General features: G+C 31.5%; 21 protein-coding genes. 15 read left to right on the top strand and 6 right to left on the bottom strand.

Going from position 1 to position 23,385, the window contains the following annotated elements; genetic code table 11:
* Window positions 1-2 precede the first annotated feature (2 nt).
* From J1D01_RS10745 to J1D01_RS10775, 7 genes are all read left to right on the top strand, one after another.
* Complete coding sequence (locus J1D01_RS10745; RefSeq protein WP_421150816.1) at window positions 3-167, top strand: hypothetical protein; 165 nt, start codon at window positions 3-5, stop codon at window positions 165-167.
* Window positions 168-171: 4 nt separating this feature from the next.
* Window positions 172-1,041 carry a hypothetical protein gene (locus J1D01_RS10750; protein ID WP_421150817.1) on the top strand — a complete coding sequence of 290 codons (870 nt, stop codon included), beginning with the start codon at window positions 172-174 and terminating at the stop codon, window positions 1,039-1,041.
* Entirely contained in the window at window positions 1,041-1,541 is a 501-nt protein-coding gene (locus J1D01_RS10755; RefSeq protein ID WP_421150818.1) for a hypothetical protein, read from the top strand. The genes J1D01_RS10750 and J1D01_RS10755 overlap by 1 nt, the downstream gene beginning before the upstream one ends.
* Window positions 1,534-2,385: a phage baseplate protein gene (locus J1D01_RS10760; RefSeq protein ID WP_421150819.1), complete on the top strand. Its 852-nt coding sequence runs from the start codon at window positions 1,534-1,536 to the stop codon at window positions 2,383-2,385. The genes J1D01_RS10755 and J1D01_RS10760 overlap by 8 nt, the downstream gene beginning before the upstream one ends.
* A gap of 181 nt (window positions 2,386-2,566) precedes the next feature.
* On the top strand, window positions 2,567-3,202 hold the full coding sequence (locus tag J1D01_RS10765; RefSeq protein ID WP_421150820.1) for a thymidylate synthase: 636 nt from the start codon (window positions 2,567-2,569) through the stop codon (window positions 3,200-3,202).
* Between the two features lie 3 nt (window positions 3,203-3,205).
* Window positions 3,206-4,024 carry a DNA adenine methylase gene (locus J1D01_RS10770; protein ID WP_421150821.1) on the top strand — a complete coding sequence of 273 codons (819 nt, stop codon included), beginning with the start codon at window positions 3,206-3,208 and terminating at the stop codon, window positions 4,022-4,024.
* A gap of 283 nt (window positions 4,025-4,307) precedes the next feature.
* Window positions 4,308-5,576, top strand: coding sequence for a carboxypeptidase-like regulatory domain-containing protein (locus J1D01_RS10775; protein WP_421150822.1), 1,269 nt, complete (start codon window positions 4,308-4,310; stop codon window positions 5,574-5,576).
* A 49-nt stretch (window positions 5,577-5,625) separates the two neighbouring features.
* Here the strand turns inward: J1D01_RS10775 and J1D01_RS10780 are convergent, their stop codons facing one another.
* The 6 genes from J1D01_RS10780 to J1D01_RS10805 all read right to left on the bottom strand — a co-directional run bounded on the left by J1D01_RS10780 (window position 5,626) and on the right by J1D01_RS10805 (window position 15,307).
* Complete coding sequence (locus tag J1D01_RS10780; protein WP_421150823.1) at window positions 5,626-8,244, bottom strand: DNA gyrase/topoisomerase IV subunit A; 2,619 nt, start codon at window positions 8,242-8,244, stop codon at window positions 5,626-5,628.
* 311 nt (window positions 8,245-8,555) lie between these two features.
* Window positions 8,556-10,406: a DNA topoisomerase IV subunit B gene (locus J1D01_RS10785; RefSeq protein WP_421150824.1), complete on the bottom strand. Its 1,851-nt coding sequence runs from the start codon at window positions 10,404-10,406 to the stop codon at window positions 8,556-8,558.
* A 366-nt stretch (window positions 10,407-10,772) separates the two neighbouring features.
* On the bottom strand, window positions 10,773-12,854 hold the full coding sequence (locus J1D01_RS10790; RefSeq protein ID WP_421150825.1) for a DUF748 domain-containing protein: 2,082 nt from the start codon (window positions 12,852-12,854) through the stop codon (window positions 10,773-10,775).
* 244 nt (window positions 12,855-13,098) lie between these two features.
* Window positions 13,099-13,551 (bottom strand): SRPBCC family protein, encoded by a 453-nt coding sequence (locus tag J1D01_RS10795; protein WP_372938784.1) that lies wholly within the window; start codon window positions 13,549-13,551, stop codon window positions 13,099-13,101.
* 134 nt (window positions 13,552-13,685) lie between these two features.
* Window positions 13,686-14,780 (bottom strand): redox-regulated ATPase YchF, encoded by a 1,095-nt coding sequence (ychF, locus tag J1D01_RS10800; RefSeq protein ID WP_372938785.1) that lies wholly within the window; start codon window positions 14,778-14,780, stop codon window positions 13,686-13,688.
* A gap of 173 nt (window positions 14,781-14,953) precedes the next feature.
* Window positions 14,954-15,307: a 4Fe-4S dicluster domain-containing protein gene (locus J1D01_RS10805; protein ID WP_076702196.1), complete on the bottom strand. Its 354-nt coding sequence runs from the start codon at window positions 15,305-15,307 to the stop codon at window positions 14,954-14,956.
* A gap of 76 nt (window positions 15,308-15,383) precedes the next feature.
* Between J1D01_RS10805 and J1D01_RS10810 the strand changes: the two genes are divergently transcribed.
* From J1D01_RS10810 to J1D01_RS10845, 8 genes are all read left to right on the top strand, one after another.
* Entirely contained in the window at window positions 15,384-16,442 is a 1,059-nt protein-coding gene (locus J1D01_RS10810) for an acyl-CoA reductase (protein ID WP_421150826.1), read from the top strand.
* A gap of 77 nt (window positions 16,443-16,519) precedes the next feature.
* A complete protein-coding gene (serC, locus tag J1D01_RS10815) occupies window positions 16,520-17,584 on the top strand; it encodes a 3-phosphoserine/phosphohydroxythreonine transaminase (protein ID WP_372938671.1) in 1,065 nt (354 codons plus the stop codon).
* A 123-nt stretch (window positions 17,585-17,707) separates the two neighbouring features.
* On the top strand, window positions 17,708-18,658 hold the full coding sequence (locus J1D01_RS10820; RefSeq protein ID WP_372938122.1) for a D-2-hydroxyacid dehydrogenase: 951 nt from the start codon (window positions 17,708-17,710) through the stop codon (window positions 18,656-18,658).
* A 107-nt stretch (window positions 18,659-18,765) separates the two neighbouring features.
* The gene (locus J1D01_RS10825) at window positions 18,766-19,404 is read left to right on the top strand and encodes a DUF937 domain-containing protein (RefSeq protein WP_372938123.1); all 639 of its coding nucleotides are present in this window, start codon (window positions 18,766-18,768) and stop codon (window positions 19,402-19,404) included.
* A gap of 211 nt (window positions 19,405-19,615) precedes the next feature.
* Entirely contained in the window at window positions 19,616-20,056 is a 441-nt protein-coding gene (locus J1D01_RS10830; RefSeq protein ID WP_421150827.1) for a DUF6146 family protein, read from the top strand.
* A 30-nt stretch (window positions 20,057-20,086) separates the two neighbouring features.
* Entirely contained in the window at window positions 20,087-20,581 is a 495-nt protein-coding gene (locus J1D01_RS10835) for a DUF6787 family protein (protein ID WP_372938125.1), read from the top strand.
* Window positions 20,581-20,913, top strand: coding sequence for a hypothetical protein (locus J1D01_RS10840; protein ID WP_421150828.1), 333 nt, complete (start codon window positions 20,581-20,583; stop codon window positions 20,911-20,913). Before J1D01_RS10835 ends, J1D01_RS10840 begins: the two co-directional genes overlap by 1 nt.
* Window positions 20,914-20,947: 34 nt before the next feature.
* A complete protein-coding gene (locus J1D01_RS10845) occupies window positions 20,948-23,350 on the top strand; it encodes a TonB-dependent receptor (RefSeq protein ID WP_421150829.1) in 2,403 nt (800 codons plus the stop codon).
* Window positions 23,351-23,385: the final 35 nt, after the last annotated feature.

The following is a 23,385-nucleotide window of genomic DNA, read 5'->3' on the forward strand; positions in this document are numbered from 1 at the left end:
ACATGGAAGAATTAAATTTTTTAGAACAAGCCCTTAACAAAGGAAATGGAGCATTAACAGTAAAAGAAAGCCGTATGGCAGCAAATTGCCTAGACGCCTTAGCGGCTAAGTTGCAAGATTATGAACAATTAAAAGCAGCAAAAGCCAAAGAAAGCAATAAAAAGTAAAACAATGCCAACCCCAACACAACAAGAAATAAAAGAGCAAATATTGGCAGAAAAAGCCAATTACAGCAGTTTAGATACTTTAAATAGTACCAGTAAAGTATCCATATATGGCATATGGGCTGGTATTGTGGCCACGGTAATCTGGACGTTGTATGTGTTTTTCGACCTCTTTACAGATGAAATAAACACCAAAATAAAGGAGCAAAAAAAGTACTCTTTGCTTTGGTACAGGAATAAGGCGTTAGAGTTCCGTTATGGCCAGCAAATCATTAATGATGAATATACCGATGATGGCTATACCGAAGAAGAAATAGAAGCCATGAAAGTAGTAAAAAGAGCTGCTGTAATTGAGCTAGAGGTAAACAATCGTAAACACTTATACATTAAAGTGGCTACCGAAGATGAAAATGGTAATCTAGCACCAGTACCAGATGAAGTTAAAGAAGCCTTAGAAGTGTATTTTTCAGACCCCGAAAACGGTATAAAAGCTGCTGGAACTAAAATTATCATTTTTACTGCTCAAGCAGATGATTTAAAGCTGAATATCGATTTCTTTTACAACCCCTTGGTGTTGGATGAAAATGGCTCACGTATAGATGGTACAGCAAACACGCCTGTACAGGATGTGGTTCGTGATTACTTAAAAAATCTCAAGTTTAATGGTGAGTTCAATATTGCAAAACTTGAAGACCTTTTGCAAGATGTTGATGGTTGTAGTAATCGTGAGGCTTACATAAGGCTTTGTGAAGCTAATTATTTAACACCTCCAGCATTCCAAATTATTAACGATAGCTACGTGGCCAATAGCGGTTATATGGTTGTAACCGACGAAAACCTGAACATCAATTTCATACCAAAACCTGAAACTTTGTAATGGATAAAGTATTCAACATAAAACTAAACGAATACGTGGTGCATTTGCTCCCAACTGTTTTGCGCAAAACACGTATGGTGCATTGGTTATTATGCCAAATTAAACCCTTACAAGAGTTGTACACTAAGTTTATGGCCTTACGTGCCGAAGCACTTTACAAAATAGAACACACCCCACAGGTTTACAGCATGGTAAACGTGCTTAATGATGCTTTTGACGTAGGACAGCGCAGAATTAGAATAGCAGATGGTGTTTATAAAAGCCCGGTGTATTTCTACGAACCCGAAGAAACTGCTCCAGTGCATTTCTACGAACCTGCAGAAGAAAAGCCAATTTACTTCTACGAACCCGAAGAGCTAGAGCTGTTAGATGTAGATTTTGTAGTGCTTTTGCCCCAAGATATAAACTTAACAGATGCCGAAATGATACGCTTACGAGCTTTGGTAGATTTTTACCGTAGCCCCGATAAAACTTACGAAATAAGATATAACGATGAATAAATTAGAAGTACAAGGCAGTGGTTTTCCTGCCGATAATAGAACATGGCGATTTGTACGAGATATGATAAATACCGTACATGAACTAGCTGCCATTGGTGGCGATAATTACATCCTTAAAGGCTGTGAAGACGATAACGGTGTTATAGCCGATGGCTTTATTGTGTTAGATGGTGAATTGCTCCCATTTCAAGGCGGTGCCGTTGGATCAGAAATAACCATAGACGAATCAATTGAAGCCGTCACCTATTTAGAAGACCTTAACCCAACAGATGGTCAAGGCGACGAAAAGAATGCTTACTTTACTCGTTTTGCCCGTTTTGGAAACGATGGTGTAGCAACTTATAATTGGGCCGATTTAGAACGTTTAAATCCGCTATTAGAGTTGCAAAGATGTTTAGTGCCTAAACAATCAGCCATTCCTTATTGGGGGTCTATTAATGATATTCCTTCAGGCTGGCAATTATGTGACGGTACTAATGGAACCCCAGACCTATCGGGAATGTTTATTGTAGGCTACGACCCCAATGATGAAGATTACGATGCTATTGGCAACCCAGGTGGTGCAAAAGAAGTTACGCTTACAGAACAGCAAATGCCTGCTCATAACCATAGTGGTAATACTAATTACACAGGTTCACACAGCCATAGCATTACCGCCTATATTCAATCAGGTTCAAACGATGGTTCTGGAGGGGAAAAAGCTGGATATTTTCAAAATACCCAAACTGGTTCTGCTGGCAACCATAGCCATACCTTCACAACAAATAGCAAAGGAGGTAGCCAACCCCACGAAAACAGACCACCATATTATACTATGGCATACATTACGTATGTAGGGGTGTAATAGATAATCATACTTTGGAGGGGAAATGCCCTCCAGTTTTAAAAAACCTCTCACAGTAATTTAAACACGAGCCCAACAGGCTACTGGAGGACATAATGTCTTTCAGGTGCTTGTTGGGCTTGTTGTGTTTAACTGTGAGAGGTTGCAAATATAAGGAATAAACTATTTTAAAGCAATTATGATGAATAAGTATCACAAAGAATTGAGAAGGATTTTAAAGAAAGGGAAACGTCAGGAGAATAAGAAGGGAAATATCATCTATCTTCTGAATGAAGTATTGGAATTGCGCCCTCGTGATTTGCTTGATATATTCGAGTCTCATGCTTTGGCGCGTAATAAATTAAGGAAAGAGTTGGAGCTATTCCAGAAGGGGGAGCGATTGACAGAGAGCTATAGAGATGCTGGAATTACGTGGTGGGATTATTGCGGGCCAATATTAGTCAATAGCTACCCAACTTATTTTGAGAAATTACCTGGATTGATATCCAAGATAAATAGGGAGCGTCGAAGTAGTAAGAATTATGTGATGTTCTTAGGAAGTACAGATGCAGAGAGTAATCAACAACCGTGTTTGAGTTTGATACAATTTCAGATTTCTCGAGGCGAATTGGTTCTGACGGCATATCAGAGGAGTAGTGATGCTAATTTAGGACTTCCGGCCGATATCTATCATTTGTATTTAATAAGTCGTCAGATAGATTTGCCATTGAAGTCTATCACGCTATTCTTAGGTAATGTGCATATATATGAGAATAATGTGAAGTTGACTAAACAGTTACTTAAGGGGAAATCAGTGAGGTTTAATTTAAATGTATAATGTATGAAGACACCTATAAGTTATTATGGAGGTAAACAGAACTTAGTGAGCACTATATTGCCTCTAATACCTAATCATACGACCTACACAGAGACATTTGTTGGCGGCGGAGCTATATTTTGGTCTAAGCCCAAAAGCGAAGTTGAAGTGATTAATGATTACAATAGGGAGTTGATTAATTTCTATGAATGTGTTCAGAATGAATTTGTGGGGCTTGAGAAGATGATACGTATAAGTTTGCATAGCCGTTCGTTGCATTCAGATGCTAGTGTTGTGTATAATAATCCGCATATGTTTGATAAGCTTAAGCGCGCCTGGGCTGTTTGGGTTCTGGCGGCTCAAAGTTTCAGTTCTATGCTTGATGGTTCATTTGGTTATGATAAGCTTCGAGGCACTACGAGTCAGAAGATTACGAATAAGCGTCATGATTTTACAATAGATTTGTCTATTCGTATGCAGAATGTTCAGTTGGAGAACACAGATGCTATTCGAGTGATTAGGTCGCGCGATTATAAAGATGCGTTTCATTATTGTGATCCTCCATATTTTAATAGCGATTGTGGTCATTATGATGGTTATACGAAGGATGATTTTGAGGATCTTCTGAAGACTCTCGAGCAGGTTGAGGGTAAGTTCTTGTTGAGCAGTTATCCAAGTGATATATTGACTGATTACATAAAGTCTAATGGATGGTATGTGAAGCAATTGGAGCAGTCTGTCAGTGTGGCTAATGGTACAGGTAAGCCTGGTAAGAAGAAGATAGAGGTCTTAACAGCTAATTATGATTTAAGTAATCCACAAGACCATTTAAAGCTATTTTAAATGGTCTTTAAAATGGATTAAATGTGTATTTTTGTGTACAATTTGATTTCAGATTATGTACAATTTGATTTCACGATTATATTATTACATTTTGAATTTCTAAAAAATAAGTTAAGAGTTTTTTGAGCATCTGAACACGTTTATCTTAATAAAACTCCAACTATGCTTTTATTGAAAAAGTTAAATGAATTAAATTTACACTAAAGTCCTCTTAGTTAACTAGTTATTTATTGCTTTTTTTTCGTATCTTATTAGCAATTAATTATTTAACCTTCCTAAAGTCATGAATAATAAGCATCTTTTTTACCGCACGTTTATGGTAGTTTGTTTTTTTGTTATTTGTGGTACTAGTTTTTTAATAGCACAAAACACATCTAATTATATTGAAGTTAAAGGAACTGTTACTGATGAAAACACTAAAGACCGTTTAGTTTTTACAGATTTAGTTATAAAAAACACAAACATAAGTACTGTTACAAATATTGATGGCGAATTTCTTTTAAAGGTACCAACAAAACATGCTGATGGTGTTATTGTTATTTCTCATTTAGGTTATGAAAAAAAAGAAATCTCTATTAGTTCATTAAAAGGAAAGGTAAAGATTATTTTAAATTCTGCTATTACTACGCTAGATGCAGTTACCCTAGTTTCTAGACCTAATAATGCTAAAGCCTTGGTATTAGAAACCTTGCAGAAAAAAGGTAAATTATACAATAATGATAATACATTAATGACTGCATTTTACAGAGAAACCATTAAGAAAAGACGAAAAAACGCATCGTTATCTGAAGCTGTTGTTAAAATTCATAAACAACCTTATACTAATTTAAGAAAAGATAATATTGAGTTAGTTAGGGCCAGAAAAAACACAGATTATTCTAGACTAGATACTTTGGCTTTAAAACTTCAAGGCGGTCCATTTAGTAACCTGTATACAGATTTAGTTAAGTATCCAGAATTTATTTTTACCAAAGAAGATATTGATGATTATAACTTTAGCTTTGGAGAAGCTACCAACATTAATAAAAAACTTATTTATGTAGTTAACTTTAAACAAAACCCTTCTATAAAAGTGCCATTGTATTACGGAAAGCTTTATATAGATGCAGAAACTTTGGCTTTAACAAATGCTGTTTACAGTTTAAATGTAGAGAATAAAGACCTTTCTAGCCAAATATTTGTGCGCAAAAAACCTAGACAGGTTGATGTACACCCAATGAAAGCAGATTATAGAATAAATTACCGTATTAAAAATGGTAAATGGCATTATGCCTATAGCAACATATTGCTATCTTTTAAAGTTAATTGGAAAGGTAAGCTATTTAATAGCACATATACCTTAAATAGCGAAATGGCTGTAACCGATTGGGAAATACATGATTCAAAATTTGTAAAACTTAAAAACCAAATGTTAAGACCAACTACTATATTGGCCGATGAAGCTTCTGGTTTTTCTGATCCTGAATTTTGGGGTGAATACAATATTATAGAACCCGAAAAATCTATTGAAAATGCCATTTCTAAAATTAGAAAGCAGTTAAAGAAAACGTAATTATTTTTACATTTTTATAATGAAAAAATTAGATAAAAGTTAAACCTAATTAAAATAAAGCCGTTTGTCCATCATCTGTTCCTTCATTATCTACATTTGAATCTTCTGATGATACTTCTTTTTCATCTACAACTTCTAATTCATCGGCATGTACTTCTTCTGGAGCGTCATAAGGTAAAGGATCTAATAAATTAATTTGATTTACCTTATCTTTTGTTAATTGATTACCAATTGCATTTATACCTTTAATGGCTATAAATTCTTCTAAATTAATTTCTAGATTATCTTTTCTGTCTTTACCCCTTTCTTTAGCAAAAACTATTTCTGCCATTGGTTTCCAATCTGTAGAAACAATTTCTAATTGAGAATTAGGAACATCTGGAATAAAACTTTCCTCTTTATTTTCATTTTCAATCAAAAATCTTTTTACGTAATAGATTTCTTTTTCACCATGAAAATATATTACAGATATGGGTTTTTTGGGAATCCATTTTTCTAACACTACCATATCATCATCAAAATGCATAGTAACCTCTGGTGTAACTGTTTTAACTATGCCTTTTTGATTTATTATTAGTAGTTTATCTTCACCTCTAAATTCACCAATTAATTCACCTCTACCATCAACATTTAAACGTTGCACGGTTTCATCAAACCAAATTTTTCTAGGTTTTAAGGTAGAAACACCTTTTTCTTTTAACTCTATACGTTTTACGGTATATTTAGTTACTAAGTTACCTTTTGATGCTCGTCCTTTTATTAAAATATCGGCAAAATCAATATCCCATTTAAGTTTTTTTATACTTCCTGCTTGTCTTAAATGAACTGTAACAACCTCTGCTTCTCCGTTAGGATTTGCAGTAAAGTAAAGTATTTGTGAGCCTTTGTTTCCGTTGGTTAAATCGTACTCTCTATCTCTTGTCATTGCTGTAACTGCAAAACGCTTAATGTATGAAGGTCCTTTTTTACCATCTCTATAAATTAAGTTATAAATGGTGCGTTTATCTTTCTTTTTAAATACAGCTACATGAATAATATCTTTACCAACAAAAGTTTTGGTGTCAACTTTTGTAACCATCATTTTACCGGCTTTGGTAAAAACAATAATGTCATCTATATCACTACAATCACAAACATACTCGTCTCTTCTTAATGATGTTCCTATAAAACCTTCGTCTCTATTTACGTATAGTTTTGTGTTTCTAATAACTACTTTTGTGGCATCTACATCATCAAAAGTTCTAATCTCAGTTTTACGCTCTCTTCCTTCTCCATATTCTTTTTTAAGCCTTTTAAAATAAGTTATGGTGTAATCTATTATATTAGCTAAATGGTGTTTTACCTCTGCAATTTGTTCTTCTAAAGCATCAATTTTTTGTTGTGCTTTATCAATATCAAATTTTGAAATTCTTTTAATCCTAATTTCTGTTAAACGTACAATATCATCTTCTGTTATAGCGCGTTTTAAATGTTTAATATGAGGTTTTAGTCCTTTGTCAATAGCACTTATTACACCGTCCCAAGTTTCTTCTTCTTCAATATCACGATAAATTCTGTTTTCAATAAAAATACGTTCAAGCGAAGCAAAATGCCACTGTTCTTCTAACTCTCCTAGTTTTATTTCTAGTTCTTGTTTTAAAAGTTGAACGGTGTTGTCTGTTGAACGACGCAACATTTCTGAAACCCCTATAAAAAGTGGTTTATTGTCTTCTATGATACAGCCTAATGGCGAAATTGAAGATTCACAACTTGTAAAGGCATACAATGCATCTATAGTTTTATCTGGCGACAATCCTGATGGTAAATGTACTAAGATTTCAACCTCTGCAGCGGTGTTATCTTCTATCTTTTTTATTTTAATTTTACCTTTATCGTTGGCTTTTAAAATAGAATCTATTAAAGATGATGTGGTAGTTCCGTAAGGTATTTCAGTTATTACAAGTGTATTTTTATCTAATTGAGATATTTTGGCACGAACACGTACTTTACCTCCTCTGTTACCATCATTATAATTTGAAAAATCTGCTATTCCAGCAGTTGGAAAATCTGGAAGTAAAGTAAAACGTTTACCTTGTAAATGCTTAATTGAAGCATCTATTAACTCTATAAAATTATGTGGTAATATTTTGGTTGAAAGTCCTACAGCAATTCCCTCACCTCCTTGTGCTAGTAGCAACGGAAACTTAACAGGTAAATTAACAGGCTCTTTTCTTCGGCCATCATAACTAGCTTGCCATTCTGTAATTTTAGGACTAAATATTACATCTAGAGCAAATTTAGAGAGGCGCGCCTCTATATACCTAGAGGCTGCAGCACTATCTCCTGTTAGTATATTTCCCCAGTTACCTTGGGTATCTATGAGTAGATCTTTCTGACCTATTTGAACCATGGCATCGGCTATACTTGCATCTCCATGTGGATGATACTGCATAGTATGCCCAACAATGTTTGCTACTTTGTTATAGCGCCCATCGTCAAGATCTTTCATAGAATGCATTATACGGCGCTGTACTGGTTTAAAACCATCTTCAATGGCTGGTACTGCACGCTCTAGTATAACGTATGAGGCGTAATCTAAAAACCAATCTTTATACATACCCGTTACCCGGGTAATTGTTTCTTTTGACTCTTCTGGTTTGTTATTTAAATCTTCGCCTTCCTCAATCATTAATTATTTTAATTTAAATGGGGTTTACTTTTAAGAATTTTTTTAAGCTTTTTAGCGTTTAAAAAGTGTAATTCTTCACTACTATTATTTTGGTACAAATATTTGTAACTTCTCTTTTTTTCTTCTTTTTTTTCTTTTGTGTATAACATCTTAATTTCATTTTGTCCTGTTAAAAAAACAGGTATTAAACATTATTTCTAATGCAAATTTACGTTTAAACTAAGATATTACAATCGTATTTTAACTTATTTTTATATTAAATTCTCATTTTAACAAACAAATAATCTTAATTTAACAATTAGACCCCTTGTTTATTCAATAATATCTAATTCTACTTTTAAATTATCTATTATAAACTCTTGTCTTGTTGGTGTGTTTTTTCCCATGTAAAATGATAACAATTCATCTATAGACATATTATCATCAAGCATTACAGGGTCTAAACGTATATCTCTTCCTATGAAATGTTTAAATTCATCTGGTGAAATTTCTCCTAGCCCTTTAAACCGAGTAATTTCTGGTTTTGGTTTAAGTTTTTCTATAGCTTCTATACGCTCTTCTTCTGTATAACAATAAATGGTTTCTTTTTTATTGCGAACTCTAAAGAGTGGTGTTTGCAAAATGTATAAATGCCCTTCTTTTATTATTTCTGGGAAAAATTGTAAAAAAAACGTAATTAATAGTAATCTAATATGCATTCCATCTACATCGGCATCTGTTGCTATTACAACATTATTATAACGTAAATCTTCCAGAGATTCTTCTATATTTAAGGCTGCTTGTAACAGATTAAATTCTTCGTTTTCATAAACTATTTTTTTACTTAACCCGTAGCAATTGAGTGGTTTTCCTTTTAAACTAAATACCGCTTGTGTATTAACATCTCGAGACTTTGTAATACTACCAGAAGCCGAATCGCCCTCTGTAATAAACAGTGTGGTTTCTAAATTTCTTTCATTTTTGGTATCTCCAAAATGCACTCTACAATCGCGTAATTTTTTATTATGAAGACTTGCTTTTTTAGCTCTATCTCTAGCTAATTTTCTTATTCCTGATAATTCTTTACGTTCACGTTCTGCTTGAAGAATCTTTTTAAGTATTTTTTCGGCTGTATCTGGATTTTTATGTAAATAGTTATCTAGATTGGTTTTTACAAAATCATTAACGTATGTACGAACCGTTGGATAATCGCCTCCCATATCTGTAGAGCCTAATTTTGTTTTGGTTTGGCTCTCAAAAACTGGTTCCATAACTTTAATGGCAATGGCACTTATAATAGATTTTCTAATATCTGAAGCATCAAAATTTTTACCATAAAACTCCCTTACTGTTTTTACAACAGCTTCTCTAAAAGCATTTAAATGAGTACCGCCTTGGGTAGTATTTTGACCATTAACAAAGGAGTGATATTCTTCACTATATTGTGTTTTACTGTGGGTTATAGCTACCTCAATATCATCACCTCTTAAATGTATAATTGGGTATAATAAATCTGTTTCTTTGGTACTTTCTGTTAATAAATCTTTTAAACCATTTTCACTAAAATACTTTTCTCCATTAAAAACTATGGTTAACCCAGGATTAAGGTACACATAGTTTTTAAGCATTTTCACAATGTATTCACTTCTAAATTTGTAATTTTTAAAAATGCTTTCATCTGGAACAAAAGATACTTTAGTTCCTTTTCTGCGTGTGGTATTATCAAGAAGTTCTTGGTTGGTTAACTCTCCTTTTTCAAACTCTGCCGAAGCAGATTTACCATCTCTTGTAGATTCTACTCTAAAATAATTTGAAAGTGCATTAACCGCTTTGGTACCTACACCGTTTAACCCTACCGATTTTTTAAAGGCTTTAGAATCATATTTACCTCCGGTGTTCATTTTAGAGACTACATCAACTACCTTTCCTAAGGGAATTCCACGACCATAATCTCTAACAGTAACTTTAGTTCCATGAACAGAAATTTCAATAGTTTTTCCTGCCCCCATTACAAACTCATCTATAGAGTTGTCTATTACTTCTTTTAGCAGAATATATATTCCATCATCTGGCGATGACCCATCACCTAATTTACCTATATACATTCCTGGGCGCATACGAATATGTTCTTTCCAGTCTAATGAACGTATATTATCTTCGGTATAATTAGATTGTACTGCCATAAAAAAGAGTGAAATTTAATGATGGAACGCTAATATAAGACAACGCCTCAAAAAATAAAATAGCATTTACACAAAGTAATTAACAATACAACAATTATATTGTTGAGAACTACCGTTAGTTATTTTTTATGTTTTCAAATAAATAAAACATAACACTCAAATTTTCAATTAGTTGTAAGAATCTAGTTTTTATTTAGTAAACTGAAGCTAAAACAATTTTAGAAAATGAACTTTTTTTTGTAATAATTACAAAATTCGATAAACGGAATGTTTTATACAAACTTATACCTAAAACACATAGCTTTTAAGATAATAGTAATGCAAGAAAACTGTTAGATAGCATGTTAATCATCATTATTAAGTAAATCATTTATATGCAGTAGAATCTTGCACTTTATACTTTATTTCAAAAACAGGCTGAGAACCTCTGTTTTTAGGATTAAATTTTATTGGAGTAGAAACTTTTATTCTTGTACTATCTCCATAGTTATTAAATAAAAATTTAGAGATACTGTTTGCTCGTTTAGCATCAAAAGCATTAGATATAGAATCTAATTTAAGAGTATCTATATCTTTAAGGTTTTTTAAAATTTCTTCTTTTTGTTTTCTCTTATCATTAAAATAAACTAATTCAATATCTAGATCGGGCTTACTAGTTTCTATTTTTCTTAATAATTTTAATTGGCGTTCTCTTGTTGCGGTTAAAGATGTATCTAAATATGTGTAATTTATTTCTTTAATATCACTAGGATCTACATTAACTAAATTAGATAATGCTCTAAAAGGCGATGTAGTTGTTTTTATAAGAAAGTTACCTAAGGTTTTCCATACAATTTTATTAAAATTAATTTTAGGGTCGTTTAAATCGCCCTGTACAGGTATATCCATATTAATAACGCCATCTTTGTCTTTTAAAATATACAATGCTATTTTTAAAGGCAATTTGTAAAATGCACTTTTGCGTTTGTTTCCTATTTCGGCATTATGTACAATTAGTTTGTTTTCTAGATTAAGTTTACCTGCATCAATATCCATTTTTCCTTTATAATACATATCACCATAAAGAATTGGGTAACCTGTATATTCCATAGAATAGATATTTAAATCACTTAGTTGAAAATTTGAAATCACATAATCAACTTTCATATTCATTGCTGCATCATTAGGATTAAACCCAAAGCTAGAATTAAGCTGGCCTCTTTTATTTAAAACCATTGATGTAGTGCCACTAACCCATTTAGAATCATTTTTTATAGTAGCAATATCCATTTCCATTTCAGAAAAACCATAAGTAAACGGACGTCTCTGTGTTGTATAATCTGTAAAATAAAATTCCCCATTTTCTAAATGAATGGAGTTTACTGAATAAATAATAGGGTCTTCATTTTCATTTTCTTCATTTTCTGAATTGTCAAATTTTTCAGATTCATCTAAACCAAAAGATTTATAAAAATTATTAGAATCTTTATATAAATCGAATGACACTTTAGGATGCAACAAAGAAACATCTCCTAAATAATACTTTGATTGCATTGGCAAAAGTTTTTCTAACGGAAAAATTATTGTTTTAGCACCTAAAAATGTTTTTCCTAAAGAATCTAACATTTCAAAATCATTAACAGTTGTAGTTCCATTTATAGCTAAACTATCTAAAACATTAAGGTTTCCTGTAATATTTATATTTCCAGAAGCTAAACCTTTTATTTGGCTAACAATTAAATATTCTTCTGTATAGGGTTTAAATTGAGAAACATCTAAATCATTAATATTTATATTGAATTTATAATTTCCGTTTTTAGAATTAAAATTAGAGTTAATTCCAAACTCACCACCTTTACTTAATTTAAATGAAGCGTCCATGTTACTAGAGCCGTGTCCCCACTCTATATGTGGTAAAAAAAATGAAAGCTTATCTAATTTTTGTGTAACTCCCATTTTTTTATCGTTATAAATAAGGGTACCGCCGTCTAGCTTTAAATTAGATAAGTTAAAAAATAATGTATCTTCATCTTTTATGTTTAATGTATCTTTACTAGGTGTATTGTAAAAAGCTACCAAATCATCAAAATTAAAAACGGTATCATTTTGAGTAATATTTACCTTTAGGTTTTTTATATCTAATGCTTCTACAACAACTTCTGAAGAAAAATATTTAAGTAAATCTACATCTAGTTTTAAACTATCAAATGAAACAAAAACATCTTTATCATTAGCCTCTAACATTGCTGCTTCATTTATTTTTATGGTAGATGTGAAATAATTAACCGATAAATCTTTTATTTTTAAACTACGTCCCACCCAAGTTTTTCCATGTTTTTCTAATTGATTTTTTACAATACTAGGCGCAGCAATAAGGGTTATTGATATTAGCAATAAAAGCCCCCCTAAAACGATAAAAATTATTTTATAACCCTTTTTTAGTTTTGTTTTCTTGCTTTTAGAACTCATGAAATTTTATGGTTGAAACTAAAATTATTTAGCTTCAAAATTAAAAATTCATTAGATTAATAAAGTATAAAATAGATAAACATTCTTTTTACACCTACTAAGTAGTTAGTTTTATAGATTCAAAAAAAAAAAAAAAGAAACAATTAGAAATAAAAAAACACACATTAACAACAGTTAATTTTAATGTGAATTAATTTTTACCTTACTCTTATTTTTAAGCAAAGTGCAATAATTTAAAGTGTTTTTATAAAGTTTCTGCTTTTGCTTTTAATTTTATGTTTCTCTCAATTAAAAGTTTTTTCATATGTCTTTTTAAAAATAATACATCTATTATTTTACCAAAAATTCCGTTAGCAGATTCAAAATAAAACCTATCTATCATTAATGTTTTATTTTGATGGTTTTTAAATATATGTTCGTGTTTGTACGATTTAAATTTCCCTTTTACCATTTCGTCTACAAACAAAAACGGTTCTTTAAATTCTGTAACTTTTAGGGTTAAGTGTTGTGTAAAATTAAGATGGGTAGTTTCCCATGTTATGTAATCTCCCTTTTCTACTAACCCCACCATTTTTCCATCAACTGGAATTTCATTGGTGTTTTTTATAGATTTTTTATAAAAATCAACATCTCTAGCTAAATCAAAACACGTTTTTATATCTGCATTAATTTCTGTTTCTACCTCTATAACTGGCATACATTGTTTTTTTAATTACATATATTCTTAATACAAGGATTTTAATAAAAATCCTTCATAGATTTTGACACAAAATGTATGCTAAAGTCACTTCTGAAAAAAAATTACAGCAAATATTATGTTAAAATATCTTTTTAAACATTAAACAAGAAATGCATAATGTCGCCATCTTTAACAACATAATTCTTTCCTTCTACACGCATTTTTCCGGCTTCTTTTACTTTAGCTTCGCTTCCGTAAGAAACGTAATCATCATAACTAATAACTTCGGCTCTAATGAAACCTTTTTCAAAATCGGTGTGAATAACACCTGCTGCTTGTGGTGCTGTTGCTCCAATATCAATGGTCCAAGCACGCACTTCTTTTACACCTGCGGTAAAGTAGGTTTGCTGATTTAATAGTTTATAAGCACCTCTAATTAATTTAGCAGAACCGGGTTCTTCTAATCCTATATCTTCTAAAAACATTTTACGCTCTTCATAATCTTCTAATTCATTTATATCTGCTTCGGTTCCTACTGCTAAAACTAAAACTTCGGCATTTTCATCTTTAACAGCTTCTTTTACTTGTTCTACAAAATCATTACCAGAAACAGCGGCTCCTTCATCTACATTACATACATACATAACAGGTTTGTCTGTTATAAATTGTAAGGGTTTTACGTAATCTGCATAATCATCATCACTAAACTCTAAGGCTCTAACAGATGTTCCACTTTCTAAACCTTCTTTTATTTTTAATAGTACTGCTTCTTCTGCTTGTGCTTCTTTATTACCTGTTTTGGCTGCTCTTTTAACCTTATCTAACTTTTTTTCGGCAGTTTCAAGGTCTTTAAGCTGTAACTCCATATCAATGGTTTCTTTATCTCTTATAGGATCTACACTACCATCTACATGTACAATATTATCATTTTTAAAGCAACGTAACACATGTAAAATAGCGTCTGTTTCTCTAATATTTGCAAGAAACTGATTTCCTAAACCTTCGCCTTTACTAGCTCCTTTTACTAATCCTGCAATATCTACAATTTCTACAGTTGCAGGTAAAACGCGTTCTGGATTAACCAAACTCTCTAATTTTTCTAACCTAGGGTCTGGTACGTTTACAACTCCTATATTAGGTTCTATGGTACAAAACGGAAAATTTGCACTTTGTGCTTTGGCATTAGATAAACAATTAAATAAGGTTGATTTACCTACGTTTGGTAATCCTACAATTCCTGCTTTCATTTTCTTTAGACTTTTTTATTAAAAGAGACAATAACCTATAATTTAGGTTTTTTGCGAGTGCAAATGTAGTTATTTAGATGGATTTGATTATTAGATGATTTAATTATTTAGATTGAAAACAAAAAATCCCAAGCTTTAACTTGGGATTTAAAATATACTTTATTAGTTATATACTAATCTTCAGGGTGCATAAAACGTTGTTTTGCCAACAATTCCTCCTCTGTTTCTTCATGATCTTCGTCTGGCACACAACAATCTACAGGACAAACCGCAGCACACTGTGGCTCATCATGAAATCCTTTACATTCTGTACATTTATCTGGAACAATGTAATAAAACTCATCACTTATTGGCTCTTGAGCTTCGTCTGCATCAACCTCTGCTCCATTGGTTAACACTACAGTACCTTCTAAACTAGTACCATCTTTATAGCGCCAATCATCGGCACCTTCGTAAATTGCAGTGTTTGGACACTCTGGTTCACAAGCCCCACAATTTATACATTCGTCTGTTATTATAATTGCCATACCGTTTTTTCTCTTGAGTTTGCTTAAATTTGCAGACGCAAAAATAACGCCAAAACCATTCATAACCAAATTAAGCATGCATTTACAAGAAAGAATTAATGCTTTTGTAAAATTAGGAGATTTTTTAGGACAATTTTCTAACAAAGTTATTACTAAACAAAATAATGTTGAATTAAATGATTTATTTTTTGATGGTTTTAAACACCAACTAAAATTAGCCGAAGAACACAACGGGTGGTTTACCAAAGAAAACATTGCTTTTGCCTTAAAGAACTGGAGTAATGCTTTAACACAAACCAATCTTTCTAAGTGGCTTTCTAAGTACAATTTTAATGAAATATCTCCTAAAAAAGTAGCAATTATAATGGCCGGAAATATTCCGTTAGTTGGGTTTCATGACTTTCTTTCTGTTTTAATTTCCGGACATCATGTTTTGGTTAAACAATCTTCTAATGACAAACAATTGCTCCCTTATTTAGCAAAATATTTAGAGTATGTTGAACCAAATTTTAAAGGCAACATTTCTTTTACAGAAGAAAAGATTGCAAATTTTGATGCCGTAATTGCCACTGGAAGCAATAATACAGCTCGCTATTTTGAATATTACTTTAAGGACAAACCATCTATTATTAGAAACAACAGAAACTCTGTAGCAGTTTTAACAGGTAACGAAACAGAAGATGATTTAAAAAACCTTTCAGAAGATATTTTTAAATACTATGGTCTTGGATGTAGAAATGTTTCTAAACTATTTGTACCTAAAAATTATAATTTTGACGCTTTCTTTAAAGCTATATACCATTGGCACCCAATTATTGAAGAAACCAAATACGCTAATAATTATGATTATAACAAAGCGGTTTATTTAATGAGTGAGTTTGATATGTTAGAGAATGGTTTTCTTATGCTAAAAGAAGATAAAAGCTACGCCTCTCCTATTGCTACGGTGTTTTATGAATTTTATGATGACACCAACAACCTTAAAGAAAAACTAAAATCTGATGAACAACATATTCAATGTATTGTTTCTAATGGATTTATTGAAAATGAAGTATCTTTTGGACAAACCCAGAAACCTCAACTTTGGGATTATGCAGATAGTGTCAATTCTGTTGAATTTTTATTATCAATTTAATGAAAAAATTATTGATTTTTCAGTATGTTTTATTGAATTAATTACCAACTTTGCATCTTTAAATTTTACCACACAAAATGAGAAAACATATCTTTAATGCAGGACCCTGCGTTTTACCACAAGAAGTATTACAAAAAGCATCACAAGCTGTTTTAGATTTAGATAACAGCGGTTTATCATTAATTGAAATATCTCACAGAAGCAAAGCTTTTGTTGACATCATGGAAAACGCTAGAGCTTTAGCGTTAGAATTACTTGGTTTAGAAGGTAAAGGTTATAAAGCTTTATTTTTACAAGGTGGTGCAAGCACTCAATTTTTAATGGTAGCTCTTAACTTGCTAGAAAAAAGAGCTGGTTATTTAGATTCTGGTTCATGGGCGGCTAAGGCCATAAAAGAAGCAGAAATTTTTGATGACGTTTATAAAGTAGCCTCTTCTAAAGATGCTAACTACAATTATATACCAAAAGGATATGACATCCCTGAAGATTATGATTATTTTCACTGTACTTCAAACAACACCATTTTTGGTACACAAATGAAAGAGTTTCCTAACTCTCCAATCCCAATGGTTTGTGATATGAGTAGTGATATTTTTTCAAGAACTTTAGATTTTACCCAATTTGATATTATATACGCTGGAGCACAAAAAAATATGGGGCCAGCAGGCACAACTCTAGTGGTTATTAAAGAAGATTGTTTAGGCAAGGTGTCTCGAAAAATCCCATCAATGATGGATTATAAAACACATATTAGTAAAGGAAGTATGTTTAATACACCTCCTGTATTTGCTGTTTACACCTCAATGCTAAATTTAGAGTGGTTAAAAAACCAAGGAGGAATTGCTGCTATAGAAAAAGAAAACGAAAAAAAAGCGCGTTTAATGTATTCTGAAATAGATTTAAACCCATTATTTAAAGGGTTTGCTACAAAAGAAGACCGCTCTTTAATGAATGCAACCTTCACTTTAGAAAATGAAAACCTTAAAGAAACATTTGACACTATGCTTAAAGAAGCAGGTGTTGTTGGCTTAAATGGTCATAGAAGTGTAGGAGGTTATAGAGCTTCAATGTACAATGCCTTAACTCTAGATAGCGTTAAAGTAGTAGTAGAAGTTATGAGTGAGCTAGAAAGAAAAGCATAAACAGTTTATTAATAGGTTCTTTTATTTTAACCTATTAAGACTTAAAAATAAAATTAACTTTTAGTTGAAAATAAAAAGTTTATAAACTTTTAACTTTTAACTTAAAACTTTTAACTTAAAAAAATGAAAGTATTAGCAAACGACGGTATTTCACAAAGCGGAATTGATGCCCTAGAAAAAGCAGGTTATCAAGTAAGTACCACAACCGTAGCACAAGAACAATTAATAAACTACATTAATGAGAACGACATTACTGTACTACTAGTACGTAGTGCAACAACAGTGCGTAAAGATTTAATTGATGCTTGTCCTAACTTAAAAATTATTGGACGTGGTGGTGTTGGTATGGATAATATTGATGTAGAATATGCCAGAGAACAAGGTAAACATGTTATAAATACTCCAGCGGCATCATCTCACTCTGTAGCCGAATTAGTATTTGGACACCTATATGGTTTAGCACGTTTTTTACATAATGCTAACCGCGAAATGCCTTTAGAAGGTGATAGTAACTTTAAAGGATTAAAGAAAGCATATGCCAAAGGAACTGAGCTAAAAGGAAAAACTTTAGGAGTTTTAGGTTTTGGTCGTATTGGTCAAGCTACAGCAAAAGTTGCCTTAGGAGCAGGTATGAAAGTAGTTGCTTTTGATCCGTTTATTGATAAAGTTAATCTTGAATTAGACTTCTTTGATGGTCAAAAAGTAAATTTTGATATTGAAACTATTTCTAAAGAAGACGTTTTAAAACAAGCAGATTTTATTACATTACATGTACCTGCACAAAAAGATTACGTTATTGACGAAGCAGAATTTAACATAATGAAAGATGGTGTTATTTTAGTTAATGCTGCACGTGGTGGTGTTGTTAACGAAGTAGCACTTGTAAAAGCTATTGAAAGCGGAAAAGTTGCCAGAGCTGCGTTAGATGTTTTTGAAAAAGAACCAAAACCAGAAGTGCAATTACTTATGAATCCTGCATTATCACTAACACCTCATACTGGCGCTGCTACTAACGAAGCACAAGATAGAATTGGTACAGAATTGGCATCACAAATCATTAATATTCTTGGTTAATATTTTTTAATGTGACCTAAACGTTATATTTGAGTCCTAACTATATTAGTTGGGACTTTTTTTGTACCTTCTAAATCCATTTTTTTCAATTTAAATTAAATAATATTATGTCTGGAATTTTAGATTTATTAAACAGTGACCTAGGAAAAACCATTGTTAGTGGTGTTGCGGGTCAAACCAATCAACCTCAAAATAAAACACAAGATGTCTTAACAATGGCTTTACCTGTGTTAATGCAAGCTATGAAACGTAATGCTTCAACTCCTGAAGGAGCTCAAGGCTTAATGAATGCTTTAAGCAACAAACATGACGGTAGTATATTAGATAACTTAGGCGGTCTTTTTAGTGGTGGCGTTGATAATGATGTACTTAATGATGGTAGTAAAATTCTTGGGCATGTATTAGGTAATAAAGAACAAAATGTTACAAATGCACTGGGCGCTAAATCTGGAATGGATGCTGGTTCTGTAGCTCAAATTCTAAAAGTAGCTGCTCCAATATTAATGGGTGTTTTAGGTAAACAATCAAAACAACAAAACATTAGCAATCAAGGTGGAATAGAAAGTTTGCTTGGTGGTTTGTTAAAAGGAAATTCACCACAACAAGAACAAAGCTTTTTAGAATCTATTTTAGATGCCGATGGTGATGGCAGTGTTATTGATGATGTTGCTGGCATGGTTTTAGGAGGAGATAAAAAGAAAAGCGGACTTGGAGGTTTATTAGGTGGGCTTTTTGGTGGAAAATAAAAATTTCTATATAAATTAAGAAGCCAAACATTTTAGTTTGGCTTTTTTTTGTTAAAATCATTAAAAAACAACACTTTACGGAATGATTTTTGTAAATTTAAATACAGCATTGGTTATAATTACTCACTATAAATAAGTGTTAACTCATTTATACTTTTATAAATTGGGGTTACAATTTACATTTGAGTTATATTATTGAAACCTTTGAATCATGAGAAATTTAATTTACATAACAATAACCTCTTTATTCCTTGTTTTTGGCTGTAATACTTCAAAACAACCAGTTTCAAAAAATAATGAACATAAAGAAAACATTACAGTTAATGATACTGTTAAAATAGCTAATGAAGAATTAGAATATGAAATAATTATAATAGACCCCGGTTATGCCTCTTGGTTGGTGTCTAGAGCCCAACCAGAAGGTTTCTACTCGCAACAGTTTTTAGAAACAAGAAATAACATTTACGTTATTGAATGGAACCAAAGAGTATTACAACCTAACAAGTTTAACCCTAATCTATATGAATTAAGAATTGATTACGACCCCAATATTGATTATGGTTACGAAGTAAATTATAAACTATACAATTACTTCATATATTTTCAAATTAAATACAATCAAAGACTAGGACCATTTGTTCCTAGAATTTAATTTTAATACTTTTGCAACTAAATTGCATTTGTGAAAAGATTAAAAGAGCGTTGGGAGATAAATAAAAACTACCAACTAATTTTTCCTTTTTTAGGAATAATTGGTTTAGCGTATTCTTCTTTCAGGTTATCTTTAGTGTTCCTAAAAGAACAACACCTTGCTCTTATTATCGCACTAAGTGCTATCCTATTTTTTTTGCTTCTCAAACTTGTTTTATACATTTTTAAGTCACTAGAAAGCAAATGGAACGTTTCATACCGGTGGGAGTTTATTAGCATTTTTCTTGTATTTGCAATTACCGGATCATCCTCTGTTTATATAGGAAAACCAATTATAAAATTTATAGGCATTACTAAAGACAACCTTCCTAGTTTTGCTTATTGGACTTTATATATTTTTATTGGGTTTATTTTCTATCAAATTTTATTGATAGCAATAGGCTGGCTTTTTGGGCAATACAACTTCTTTTGGAATTTTGAAAAAAAAATGTTAGCTAGACTTGGGTTAAAACGCTTCATAGAATAATGCATAAACTTAAACAACATATAGCTTTTAAGTTAGTTGCACTTTCAATAATAGCAACATTTCTGGCTCCTTCTATAATAAAATTTGCTCATATTTTTGAGCACCATAAACATGTTGTTTGTAAAGGAGGTAACTCTACTCATTTCCATCAAGTAGATTTTGAATGTGAGTTTTTTAAATTTCAACTAAATACTCATTTCATAATTCCTGATGAATTTAATGAGTGTTTAAATATCTCTCACCAATATCAAGTTCCTATTGCTACTTACAAATTTTTAAATAAATACCAACCACTATCCCTTTCATTACGTGGGCCTCCTGTTATAGTTTAAAGCTTCACTTCTTTTAAACTAAAACAAAATTTCAATGAAACATTATTTATTGATTGTGGTGTTGTGTTTTATAAACATTACCCATGCTCAAGACTGTACATATACTCTTTTAGGTGAAATTAAGGATTTTCATGACGGTACACCTTTAGCAGGTGCAACTATTCATGTAGAAACACTTAACACTTATACATCTGCAGATATTAACGGAAAATTCTCTGTTAAAAACTTATGTAGTGGTGCGTTAACATTGGTTATATCTCATGTTGGTTGCGAAACAAAACGTGTTGAAATTAATATAACTAATAGTACTACCCACAAAGAGATTTTTCTAGAACATCATTTAGAGGAATTAAAGGAAGTTTTAGTAAACACCTCCTCTAGAACAGAAAAAACCAGTATAGAGCAATCTGTAAAACAAGAAACAATAGATAATTTTACAGATAAATCTTTAGGTGATGCCTTAAATACTATTAGTGGTGTGTCTTCTTTAAACACTGGAAATACCATTGTTAAACCCATGATTCACGGATTACACAGCAGCAGACTTTTAATTGTTAATAACAATGTACGCTTGTTTGACCAAGAATGGGGAGATGAACATGCTCCAAACATAGACATAAATTCTGGTAATAAAATAGAAGTTATAAAAGGAGCCAATACATTAAAATATGGTAGTGATGCTATTGGAGGTTTAATACTTGTTAAACCTAAAAAGTATGCCGCTAAAGACAGCTTATTTGGCAGTTCTATAATATCATTTAACACTAATGGTTTAGGTGGTAATGTAAATTCTGAAATTATTAAAACCTACAAATCTGGTTATTACGCAAAATTACAAGGAAGTTTTAAACGATTTGGAGATTTTAGAGCACCAGATTATTATTTAACCAATACAGGTATTGAAAGTATAAACGCCTCTGCAACTATTGGTTTTAATAGTTTCGAAAAAGGTTTTGATGCCTATTACAGCATTGTAAGTAACGAATTTGCCATATTAAAGGCGTCGCATATTGGTAATGCGAACGATTTAGTTACAGCTATAAATAATAAAGAGCCTGGAGTGGTAGAAGATTTCTTATACAATATAAGTTATCCTAAACAAAGTGTTTTACATCATCTAGGTAAAATTGAAGCTTACAAGCGTTTTAAAAAATTAGGAAAATTATCTTTACAATATGATTTTCAAATTAACAGACGTAAAGAATACGATTTAAGAAGAGGTGATTTAGCAGACACTCCTGTAATAGACCTTAGACTATTTACAACTTCTTTACAACCTAATTTACAAATAGATGCTTTTGAAAATCTAAAAATAAACACGGGTTTTCTTTTACGGTTTCAACAAAACGATGCTGTTTCTGGAACAGGTGTAAGCCCACTAATTCCAGATTTTGAAAAATATGATGCTGGTATTTATACCACTGCCAATTATAACCTCAATTTATTTAGTGAAATAAGCGCAGGTGTTAGATATGACTTTTCTAGAATTGAAGCTACAAAATGGTATAATACAACCGATTGGAAAGAAACCTATAATTACGATGAGCTGTTCCCAGAATTTGAATCTGGTACCACCGATAATTCTGAAACATTAACCTATCCAGAGTTTACATTCCATAATTTTTCTGCTAACTTAGGTTACACTAGGCATTTTAGTAATGACTTTGAGCTGTTTTTTAACTACGGCTTAGCCTCTAGAATGCCAAATCCTTCAGAGTTGTTTAGTGACGGTCTTCACCATAGCGCTGCTAGAATTGAAACCGGCAAATTAACCATTGGTAAAGAAATTGCTAATAAGTTTATGCTTTCATTAGAAAGAAACAATCAAAACTTTGGTTTTACAATAAGTCCTTATTTCAATTATATTAATGATTACATTCAACTTATTCCGGTGGGTATCACTACAACAGTAAGAGGCGCTTTCCCTGTTTGGGAATACAATCAAGTTAACGCCAGAATTTTTGGTGTAGATATTGATATTGACAAGAAAATTAATAATAAATTAAATTACCAAGGCAGTATAAGTTTATTACAAGGTGATAATTTAACCGATGATATTCCGCTTATACATATGCCTTCAACTAATTTTACAAATAGTATATCTTACTACAATAAAAATTTAAACAAACTATCAATTAGTTTAAATCATAAAACTGTATTACAACAAAAAAGATATCCTGATTATAATTTTTACACCTATGATGCTATTGTTGACGATTACGTTTATGTTGATATTAGCTCTACCCCATCTGCCTATTCATTGTTTGGCTTTAACAGTTCCGCTAGCTTTAAAGCTTTTAAAAAAGGAACATTAAAACTAGAATTTAATATTGAAAATATATTCAATACATCGTATAGAGAATACCTTAATAGGCTTCGATATTTTGCCGATGAGTTAGGAAGAAACTTTAACTTAAAAATTAAAATAAATTATTAAAAAAAGAAAAATGATAACACATTTAAAATTAAAAA

The sequence above is a fragment of the Seonamhaeicola sp. NFXS20 genome, from assembly GCF_049132085.1.
In the GTDB taxonomy this organism is placed as follows: Bacteria; Bacteroidota; Bacteroidia; order Flavobacteriales; family Flavobacteriaceae; genus Seonamhaeicola.